This is a genomic window from Streptomyces sp. NPDC007162, from assembly GCF_040634175.1.
Classification (GTDB): Bacteria; Actinomycetota; Actinomycetes; order Streptomycetales; family Streptomycetaceae; genus Streptomyces.
This window is the reverse complement of sequence record NZ_JBEYFC010000364.1, coordinates 1-9,613: the sequence shown is the minus strand read 5'-3', so window position 1 is coordinate 9,613 and position 9,613 is coordinate 1. Positions and strand designations below refer to the sequence as shown.

9 protein-coding genes and 1 pseudogene are annotated in these 9,613 nt (G+C 71.6%); 4 read left to right on the top strand and 6 right to left on the bottom strand.

Translation table 11 applies throughout. From position 1 onward, the window contains the following. A pseudogene (locus ABZ646_RS32365) lies at nt 1–119 on the bottom strand (D-alanine--D-alanine ligase A); the annotation flags it as partial. A gap of 8 nt (nt 120–127) precedes the next feature. Between ABZ646_RS32365 and ABZ646_RS32360 the strand changes: the two are divergent. From ABZ646_RS32360 to ABZ646_RS32350, 3 genes are all read left to right on the top strand, one after another. Beyond that, nucleotides 128–598: a GNAT family N-acetyltransferase gene (locus ABZ646_RS32360; RefSeq protein WP_360526764.1), complete on the top strand. Its 471-nt coding sequence runs from the start codon at nt 128–130 to the stop codon at nt 596–598. 69 nt (nt 599–667) lie between these two features. Next, the gene (locus ABZ646_RS32355; RefSeq protein ID WP_360526761.1) at nt 668–2,254 is read left to right on the top strand and encodes a Na+/H+ antiporter; all 1,587 of its coding nucleotides are present in this window, start codon (nt 668–670) and stop codon (nt 2,252–2,254) included. A 116-nt stretch (nt 2,255–2,370) separates the two neighbouring features. Then, nucleotides 2,371–3,111 (top strand): SDR family oxidoreductase, encoded by a 741-nt coding sequence (locus tag ABZ646_RS32350; RefSeq protein WP_360526758.1) that lies wholly within the window; start codon nt 2,371–2,373, stop codon nt 3,109–3,111. 51 nt (nt 3,112–3,162) lie between these two features. On the opposite strand, the gene ABZ646_RS32345 is transcribed toward ABZ646_RS32350, so the two are convergent. Next, complete coding sequence (locus ABZ646_RS32345; RefSeq protein ID WP_360526767.1) at nt 3,163–4,272, bottom strand: mechanosensitive ion channel domain-containing protein; 1,110 nt, start codon at nt 4,270–4,272, stop codon at nt 3,163–3,165. A gap of 134 nt (nt 4,273–4,406) precedes the next feature. Between ABZ646_RS32345 and ABZ646_RS32340 the strand changes: the two genes are divergently transcribed. Next, nucleotides 4,407–4,976, top strand: coding sequence for a dienelactone hydrolase family protein (locus ABZ646_RS32340; protein WP_360526755.1), 570 nt, complete (start codon nt 4,407–4,409; stop codon nt 4,974–4,976). A 7-nt stretch (nt 4,977–4,983) separates the two neighbouring features. On the opposite strand, the gene ABZ646_RS32335 is transcribed toward ABZ646_RS32340, so the two are convergent. The 4 genes from ABZ646_RS32335 to ABZ646_RS32320 all read right to left on the bottom strand — a co-directional run. Continuing rightward, nucleotides 4,984–6,654 (bottom strand): alkaline phosphatase D family protein, encoded by a 1,671-nt coding sequence (locus ABZ646_RS32335; protein ID WP_360526752.1) that lies wholly within the window; start codon nt 6,652–6,654, stop codon nt 4,984–4,986. 116 nt (nt 6,655–6,770) lie between these two features. After that, on the bottom strand, nt 6,771–7,613 hold the full coding sequence (locus tag ABZ646_RS32330; RefSeq protein WP_360526749.1) for a thioredoxin domain-containing protein: 843 nt from the start codon (nt 7,611–7,613) through the stop codon (nt 6,771–6,773). A 100-nt stretch (nt 7,614–7,713) separates the two neighbouring features. After that, nucleotides 7,714–8,412, bottom strand: coding sequence for a hypothetical protein (locus ABZ646_RS32325; protein WP_360526746.1), 699 nt, complete (start codon nt 8,410–8,412; stop codon nt 7,714–7,716). 67 nt (nt 8,413–8,479) lie between these two features. Then, nucleotides 8,480–9,613: DUF2252 domain-containing protein (locus ABZ646_RS32320; protein WP_360526743.1), on the bottom strand; the 1,134-nt coding region annotated here is incomplete at its 5' end.

Sequence of the window (9,613 nt, the reverse complement as noted above, 5' to 3'; positions counted from 1 at the left end):
AAGTCGTAGTACGCGTGCGCGGCGGCCGGCGGGATCTCCGCCGGGACCGAGGCGCGCGGGCCGTCCTCGAACTCCAGGACGCCGACCTCTAGAAGGCGCTCGACCAGGTCCGCGAGGAGACGTACGGGTGAGCACTCGCGCGTACGAGGTGCGCATCGCCGAGGACCCTGCCGACCTGGATGCCTGTTTCAGGCTGCGCAAGCAGGTCTTCGTCGTCGAACAGGGCGTCCCCGAGGACCTGGAGTACGACGAGTACGACGCCACGGCCCTGCACGTCCTGGCCGTCCGCGCGGACGGTGTCGCGCTCGGCACCGGCCGGCTGCTGTACGGCGCCGCGGCCGCGGCGAAGACCGGCGGCGACCCGTCCCTGGGCTCCCTGGGCCGGCTCGCGGTGGCCGAGGAGGCCCGCGGCCTCGGTGTCGGCGTGGCCCTGGTCCGGGCCATCGAGGAGGCCGCACGCGCGCGGGGCCTGGCCGTGGTCGACCTGCACGCGCAGACCCACGCGCTGGGCTTCTACGAACGGCTGGGATACGAGCCGTACGGCCCGCGGTACGCGGAGGCGGGCATCCCGCACCAGGGGATGCGCCACGCGCTGTAGACGGGGTTCATGGGGGACGTGGCACGCTTGAGGCCTGCTGTGTGATCGTCGACTCCCGGAGCGCAAGCCGTGGATCAGCTGGCCCTGTTGTTCGTGCTGCTGCTCGGGGCCCTGGTGAGTGTCCCGGTCGGGGACCGGCTCGGCCTGCCGGCGCCCGTGCTGATGACCCTGTTCGGGATCGTCCTCGCGGTGGCCGACTTCGTGCCGAACGTGAACATCCCGCCCGAGCTCATCCTGCCCGGCCTGCTGCCGCCGCTGCTCTACGCGGCCGTACGGCGGACCTCGTGGCGGCAGTTCGCGGCCAACAAACGGCCGATCTTCCTGCTCGCCGTGGCCCTGGTGTTCGTCACCACGCTGTGCGTGGCGGCCGTCGCGAGCGCCATCGTGCCCGGGCTGCCGATCGCCGCCGCGGTCGCGCTGGGCGCCCTGGTCGCCCCGCCCGACCCGGTCGCCGCGACCGCCGTCGCCGGGCAGCTCGGGCTGCCGCGGCGGCTGGTGTCGATCCTGGAGGGCGAAGGCCTCTTCAACGACGTCACGGCCATCGTGCTGTACCACGTGGCGATCGCCGCGGTGATCAGCGGTACGTTCTCGCCGTGGCGGGCCGGGCTGGACTTCCTGCTCTCCGCGGTGGTCGCGGTCGCCGTGGGGCTGGCGCTCGGCTGGGGCGCGAACAAGCTGATGGACGTGCTCGGCGACGCGACGCTCCAGATCGGCCTCACCCTGCTCGTCCCGTACGTCTCCTACGTCGTCGCCGAGGAACTGCACGGCTCCGGGGTGCTCGCGGTGCTCACCACCGCGCTCTTCATCGCCGAGTACGCGACCGACGCCGACGACGTGATGACCCGGCTCGCCGGCTACACCTTCTGGGACATCGTCGACACGCTCGTCACCGGTGTCGCGTTCGGGCTGATCGGCCTGGAACTGCACAACGCCATCCGTACGGCGTCCGGCCGCTGGGGCGAGCTGCTCGGCTGGGCGGCCGCGGTGGTGGGCGTGGTCGTCGTGGTACGGCTGCTCTGGCTGCTGCCGGCGACCTGGCTGACCAAGCGGCTGCACGCCCGCCGGGACTACGACGAGGAGATCCCGACCAGCTGGCGGGAGACGGTCGTGATGTGGTGGTCCGGGATGCGCGGGGTGGCGTCGGTGGCGCTGGCGCTGGCCATTCCGCTGAACACCGACGACGGATCGGCCTTTCCGGACCGTGACGTGATCGTCTTCATCGCCTTCGGCGTGATCATGGCGACCCTGGTGCTCCAGGGGCTGACGCTGCCGTGGCTGGTGAAACGGCTGGGGGTGCGGGCCGACACCGAACACGAGAAGGAGATCGAGAAGGACCTGGCGCTGCGTGCGGCGAAGGCGGCCCGGCGGCGGCTGCGGGAGATCGAGCAGGTCGAGGAGCTGCCGGAGGAACTGTCCGAGCAGATGCTGCGGCGCGCCTTCGAGATCGGGTTCCGGATCAGTCCCGACGTGGCGGAGGACGAACGGCGGGAGGGCCACGACAAACGGGTCAGGCGGTTGAAGAGGGTCCGGCGGATCCAGTCGGAGATGCTCAGCGCGGCGCGGCACGAAGTGCTGTCGGCCCGCAGCGAGCCGGGGGCGGACCCGGAGATCGTGGACCGGGTGCTGCGCCATCTGGACGTCCGCAGCCTTCGCTGATTTTCCGGCCGCGCTCCCGACACCGCACGTCTGCGCACGTGGCGGCAGTCATACGAATCTGTGGCGGCTGTGGACATCCGAAGGCAGCGGCGGCCTCCCGCTCGTAGTCTCGGATCATGGCTCGGAACATCGTGATCAGTGGTGGAGGAACAGGGATCGGACTGGCGACCGCGTGGGCGTTCGCGGCCGACGGGGACCGGGTGCTGCTGCTCGGGCGGCGCAGAGAGGTGCTGGAGAGTACGGGGGTGCCGGGTGCCGTCGTGCGGGCCGCCGATCTGACCGAGACGGCCGACGTGCGGGACGTGGCGAGGTTCGTCGCGGAGGAGTTCGGGACCGTGGACGTGCTCGTCCACAGCGCCGGGGGGAACGCGGCGTTCGCCGCCGACGCCGGGTCCGGTGATCCGCTCGACGTCGCCGCCCGCGTCTGGAGCGGCAACTTCCGGCAGAACACGCTGACCGCGGTGCTGCTCACCGAGGCCCTGAAGGACCGGCTCGCGGACCCGGGCGGACGGGTGCTGTTCCTCAGCTCCATCGCGGCGTTCCGGGGCTCGGGCACCGGCTCCTACGCCGCCGCCAAGGCCGCCCTGCACCCCTACGCCCACGACCTGGCCAGAGAGCTGGGTCCGCGCGGGGTCACCGTGAATGTGGTCGCGCCCGGATACATCGACGACACCGAGTTCTTCGGCGGCCCGATCGAGGAGGCCCGGCGGCAGAGGCTCGTCGCCGAGACCTCCACCGGGCGGGCCGGCACACCGGGTGACGTCGCCGCCACCCTGCACTGGCTGGCGTCCCCGGCCGCCGGGCACATCACCTCTCAGATCGTCCAGGTCAACGGCGGCGCCGAACGCGGCCACTGACCGGGGCACCAGGGAGGGCCCGGGACGAGCGGGGTGCGGGCGCGGACGCGGTCAGCGGCCGGTGCGCGGCGGCTCGTGCAGCCGGTGGCCCTGGACCACGCCGTCCTGGGAGGGGATGATCCCGCCCTGCGGAAGGACCGCGTCGGCCGTGTTCACCCGGGGCAGCGCGTACGGGTGCTCGGCGGCCAGCCAGGTGATCATCTGCTCGCGGACGGTGACCCGGGCCGTCCAGACGTCGTCCGAGTCCTTGGCGGTCACCAGGGCCCGCACCTGGATGGTGTTCGGCGTGGAGTCGGTGACGACCAGGCCGTAGGCCCGTCCGTCCCAGGCAGGGCACTCGCGCAGGATGTCCCGCAGCCGCTCCCGCATCGCCTCGACCGGCGCCGAGTGGTCCAGGTGCCAGTAGACGATCCCGGTCATCTCCGGGGTGCCCCGCGACCAGTTCTCGAAGGGTTTGGAGGTGAAGTACGACACCGGCATCGTGATCCGGCGCTCGTCCCAGGTCCGTACCGTCAGGAAGGTCAGGGTGATCTCCTCGACCGTGCCCCACTCGCCGTCGACCACGACCGTGTCGCCCAGGCGCACCATGTCGCCGAAGGCGATCTGCAGCCCCGCGAACATGTTGCTCAGCGTGGACTGCGCGGCCACACCGGCGACGATGCCGACGACGCCGGCGGAGGCCAGCAGCGAGGCGCCGGCCGCACGCATCGCAGGGAAGGTCAGCAGCATCGCCGCCGCGGCCACCACACCGACGATCGCCGTGACCACGCGCATGATCAGCGAGACCTGGGTGCGCACCCGGCGGACCCGGGCGGCGTCGTGGTGGACGCGGGCGTACCGGGAGTACGAGGTCTGCACGATCGCCGCCGCGATGCGCACCACCAGCCAGGCGGTCGACCCGATCAGCACCAGCGACAGCATCTGGCCCACGGCCACCCGGTGCCCCAGGAGCACCTCGGCCTGGTCGTAGGAGCCTCTGAGCAGGCCCGAGCACAGCACCAGCTGGTAGGGGACGCGGCCGCGGCGCAGCAGCCCCCACAGGGGTGTCTCGCTGTGCCGCGCGTCGGCCTTGCGCAGCAGTAGGTCGGTCGCCCAGCCGATCAGCAGGGTGAGGACGACGGCGCCGCCGACCACGATCAGCGGGCGGAGTACGTTCTCCATCTCCATGGCTCCGAACGTAACCGGATCCGCGGGGTCCTGAACCTCCGGGACGGTGAGAAGGACGTCACTGCGTGGCCGGTGCCGGCCCGTGGGACCGGGTCGGGGCCGGCCGCGGCGGCTGGCACCATGGGCTCATGAACATCATGCTTTTTCACTCGACCTATGGCCTCAGGCCCGCCGTGCGCGAGGCGGCGGACCGGCTGCGTGCCGCCGGGCACGAGGTGTGGACGCCCGACCTCTTCGAGGGGCGCACGTTCGACACGGTCGAGGACGGCATGGAGTTCAACGAGTCGATCGGCAAGGACGAGCTGCTGAAGCGGGCCGTGCTGGCGGCGGCGCCGTACTCGGAGCGCGGGCTGGTGTACGCGGGGTTCTCGCTGGGTGCCTCGATCGCGCAGACGCTGGGGCTCGGCGACGAGCGGGCGCGCGGGCTGCTGCTTCTGCACGGCACCTCGGACATCGCGCCGAACGCCGCGGCGGACGAGCTGCCGGTGCAGCTGCACGTGGCGGAGCCGGACGCCTTCGAGACCGACGACTGGCTGAGCGCCTGGTACCTGCAGATGGGCCGGGCGGGCGCCGACGTGGAGATCTACCGGTACCCGGGCGCCGGGCACCTCTACACCGATCCCGGCCTGCCGGACTACGACGAGGAGGCCGCCGAGGCCACCTGGCGGGTGGCGCTCGGCTTCCTCGACACGCTGTAGGCGGCGGTCACACCGGGTCGTAGGCGCGCTCGACCTTCTGGGTGCCGCTGCGGGTGCGGTAGGACCGCTCCCAGGACGCGGTGGCGTCGGCCTTCGTCTTGTCGGAGAGGACGTAGTAGTCCATCTGCGCCCGGTCGGGGGTGACGTCCAGGACGCCGTAGCCGTGCCGGTCGGTGTCGACCCAGTGGACGTGCCGGTTGGCCAGCTGGATGACCGGAGCGGCGAGCGTGGAGACGACGCCCGGGGAGACCTTGAGGATGTCGTCCAGGTTGTCCGACGTCACCGAGGTGACCACGAACTCGGTGGCGGCCGAGGCGGACAGTGGGTAGGTCCCGGCGTCGACGGGCACGTCGTTGGCCCACGCCATGTGGATGTCGCCGGTCAGGAACACCGTGTTGCCGATCGAGTTGGAACGCAGGTGGGCCAGCAGCTCGCGGCGGTCGTCGGTGTAGCCGTCCCACTGGTCGGTGTTGAGGGCGAGGCCGTCCTGGGGCAGGCCCAGCAGCTTGGCGAGTGGCTTCAGCAGGTCGGCGGAGAGTGAGCCGATGGCGAACGGCGAGATCATCACCGAGTTGCCGACCAGCCGCCAGGTGGTGTCGGACGCCTTCAGCCCGGCCTTCAGCCAGTCGAGCTGGGCACGGCCGGTGATGGTGCGGTCCGGGTCGTCGACCGAGCCGCTGCCGGTGGACACCTGCTGGGAGCGGAAGGAGCGCAGGTCGAGCAGGGAGAGGTCGGCGAGCTTGCCGAAGCGCAGCCGGCGGTAGGTGGTGCCGGCGATGGCCGGGCGGACCGGCATCCACTCGAAGTAGGCCTGTTTGGCGGCGGCCTGACGGGCCGTCCAGGTGCCCTCGGCCCCCTCGGTGTGGTTCTCGGCGCCGCCGGACCAGGAGTCGTTGGCGAACTCGTGGTCGTCCCAGATCGCGATCACCGGCGCCTTGGCGTGCAGGGCCTGCAGGTCGGGGTCGGTCTTGTACCTGCCGTGCCGTATGCGGTAGTCGGCGAGCGTGATGATCTCGTGCGCGGGCGCGTGCTGCCGGACCACGGTGTCGCGGGTGCCGTACTCGCCGGTGCCGTACTCGTAGATGTAGTCGCCCAGGTGCAGCCAGGCGTCCAGGTCGTTCCGGGCGGCCAGATGACGGTACGAGGCGAAGTAGCCGGCCTCCCAGTTGGCGCACGAGACCACGCCGAAGCGCAGACCGGGGACGGCGGCGTCGGCCGCCGGTGCGGTGCGGGTGCGGGCCACCGGGGAGTCCGTGCCGCCGGCCGAGAAGCGGAAGAAGTAGTCGGTGGCCGGGGCCAGGCCGCGGATGTCGGCCTTGACGGTGTGGTCGGAGGCGGCGGTCGCGGTGACGGAGCCGCGGGAGACGACGTTCGTCAGCGCCCTGTCGGTGGCGACGACCCAGCTGACCTCGGTGTCCGGGCCGATCCCGGAGCCGGGCACGGCGTCTGCGGCCGGGGTCACCCGGGTCCACAGCAGGATGCCGTCGGGCAGCGGGTCGCCGGAGGCGGTGCCGTGCAGGAAGGCGGGGGCGTCCGAAGCGGCCCGGGCCGGCAGCGCGGCGGCGAGCGGGGCGGCCAGAACAGCGGTCGCCGCCGCGGCCTTGACGACCGTACGGCGGCGGGGGGCGAGGGCACCGGCACCCTCGGAGGCCTGAGTTGTTCTGTATCGACTGGTCACGTCCGAAGAGGTTACTGACCAGTAAAGCCAAGAGCAGGCGAACCGGGGAAAGTTCGCCTGCTCTTCATGCGGAGCCGGAGATTCCGCTCGGCGTCAGGCCCTGTGTCAGGCCCGCGTCAGGCCTTGAGGGCCGCGTCCACCACGGAGTTGAAGGCGTCCACCGTCATCGGCGGGTTGCCGCTGGAGTCCGCCGTCAGCATCTTGCCGTCCATGACGAAGCTCGGAGTTCCCTTCACACCGTCCTTGTTGGTGTCCCACGTCTTCGACATGGCCAGCGCCCAGGCGTCGTACTTGCCGGACTTGACGTCCGCCTGGAAGGACTTGTTGTTCTTCAGGGCCGGGACGGTGTCGGCCACCTCGATGAGGTAGCTGTCGCTCTTGAACTTGTCGGTGGTCTCGTCCGGGTGCCACTTCTTCGAGTACAGCGCGGTCTTGTACTCCAGGAAGGCCTCGTCGCTGACGTTCAGCGCGGCGCCCATGGCGGCCATGGCGTTCTTGGAGCCCTCGCCGCGCGAGCCGATCTGGCCCTTGCCGAGCGAGTCGCCGTCGAGGAACGTGCCGCCGATGTACTGGATCTTGAACTTGCCGTCGTCGATGTCCTTCTTCACCGTCGGACCGACCGTCTGCTCGAACTGGGCGCAGATCGGGCAGCGCGGGTCCTCGTAGACCTTGAGGGTCTTCTTGGCGCTCGCCTTGCCGATGACGACGGTGGTGCCGTCGGTACCCGTGGTGTTGGCCGGGGCGACGACCTTCTCGTCCTTCACGGCCTCCCAGTGGCTGGGCTTGTTCGACTGGACGACGGCGTAACCTATGCCGCCCGCCACGGCCAGCACGGCCACGACCGAGCAGGCCACGATGACCTGCCGCTTGACCTTCGCGCGCTTGGCCTGCTTCTCGCGCTCGATGCGCAGCCGCTCCCGGGCGGCGGTCTTGGCGGCCGAGCTGTTCCGCTTGCTCATGTTGGTGATCTCCATAGACGACGCGCACATGTCGTACGCGGGATACGTGTGGGGGACTCGTCGTGCTCGGACGAGGGGCGTGCTCGGGAGACAGGGGCGCTCAGGCGAGGGCGAAAGGCAGTGCGAGCGCCCCGGAGCACGGCGGTCCACGCCGTCCCAGGGAGTGCACGAGCAGCAGCTCGCGGGCGGCCGCCGTCCGCGGCGCCGGGCGCGGCTGCCGTCGTACCGGGGCCGGCCGGACCGCGCTCGCGGCGACCGCGAGGAGCAGCGGCCGGAAGGTGGTGGCGGCGACCGCGCGCAGCAGCTGGGTCAGGGCGCGCTCGCCCCGGCGCAGCCACGCGGCGGCGAGCAGGCCGACGCAGACGTGCGCGGCGAGCAGCAGCCAGGCGGCGGCCGGGTCGGCGTCCGCGAGGACCGCGGAGGCGCGGGAGCCGTCCGTCATCCGCGCCAGCGGCGTGCCCACCGCGCCGCCGTGGCACAGCACGTCGAAGCCGACCGCGCGCAGCGGGCCGGCGACGGGGCCGCCCGCCCGGCCGTAGCAGGCGTGCTGGCCGGTGGTGAAGACCGTGTCGGCGGCCAGTTCCAGCGGGATCAGCAGGGCGGCGATCCGGCCGAAGCCGCGCTCGCGGCCCGCCAGCGCGTACGCCGTGACGTACACCCCGGCGGCGACCGCGGCCACCGCCGTGACCGGCAGCGGGGCCCGGGACAGCAGCACGTGCGACGCGGTGCTGAGCGTCACGACGAAGGCCGTGAACAGCGCCGCGCGCACGGCTCTGAGCTGGGTCCCGGATATGTCCATAGCGGTGAAGAGTCTGTCACGTACTCATGTAGGGGACCCCTAAAGGGGCCCTGTGAATCCGCGAAGGTTACAAGCCCGGAATGCGGCCGTTGCGGAAGAGGTCGACGAAGATCTGGTGGTCGGTGCGGGCGCGGGCGCCGTAGGTGTGGGCGAAGTCGGTCAGCAGGGGGGCGAAGCCGTCCTCGTCGGCGGCGATCGCCGCGTCGATGGCCCGTTCGGTGGAGAACGGCACCAGGGACTCGCCGGACTGGTCGTCGGCCGCCGAGTGCATGGACGCCGTGGCCCGGCCGAGGTCCGCCACGACCGCCGCGATCTCCTCCGGGTCGTCGAGGTCGCTCCAGTCCAGGTCCACCGCGTACGGCGACACCTCGGCGACGAGCTGCCCGGCGCCGTCCAGCTCGGTCCAGCCCAGCCACGGGTCGGCGTGCGCCTGCAGGGCACGCTGCGAGATCACCGTGCGGTGGCCCTCGTGCCGGAAGTAGTCCCGGATCGCCGGGTCCGTGACGTGCCGGGAGACGGCCGGGGTCTGGGCCTGCTTGATGTAGATCACGACGTCGTTCTCCAGGGCGTCCGTGGACCCCTCCAGGAGGATGTTGTACGACGGCAGGCCGGCCGATCCGATGCCGATCCCGCGGCGCCCCACCACGTCCTTCACGCGGTAGGAGTCCGGGCGGGACAGGGACGCCTCGGGGAGGGTCTCCAGATAGCCGTCGAAGGCCGCGAGCACCTTGTAGCGGGTGGCCGCGTCCAGCTCGATGGAGCCGCCGCCGGCGGCGAAGCGGCGCTCGAAGTCCCGGATCTCCGTCATCGAGTCCAGCAGCTCGAACCGGGTCAGCGAGCGGGCCGCGCGCAGCGCGCCGAGCAGCGGGCCCTCGGCGGTGTCCAGGGTGAAGGGCGGCACCTCGTCGCTCTTCGCGCCCGTCGCCAGCGCGTGGATCCGCTCCCGGTAGGCGGCCGCGTACACCTCGACCAGGTCGGTGATCTGTTCGTCGCTGAGCGCCTTCGCGTACCCGACCAGCGCTATGGAGGCGGCGAAGCGCTTCAGGTCCCAGGTGAAGGGGCCGACGTAGGCCTCGTCGAAGTCGTTGACGTTGAAGACCAGGCGGCCGTTGGAGTCCATGTACGTGCCGAAGTTCCCTGCCCGGGCGGACCAGCCAGAACGCGGCGTACCCGCCGGAGCCATCCTGGCCGAACACGCGGA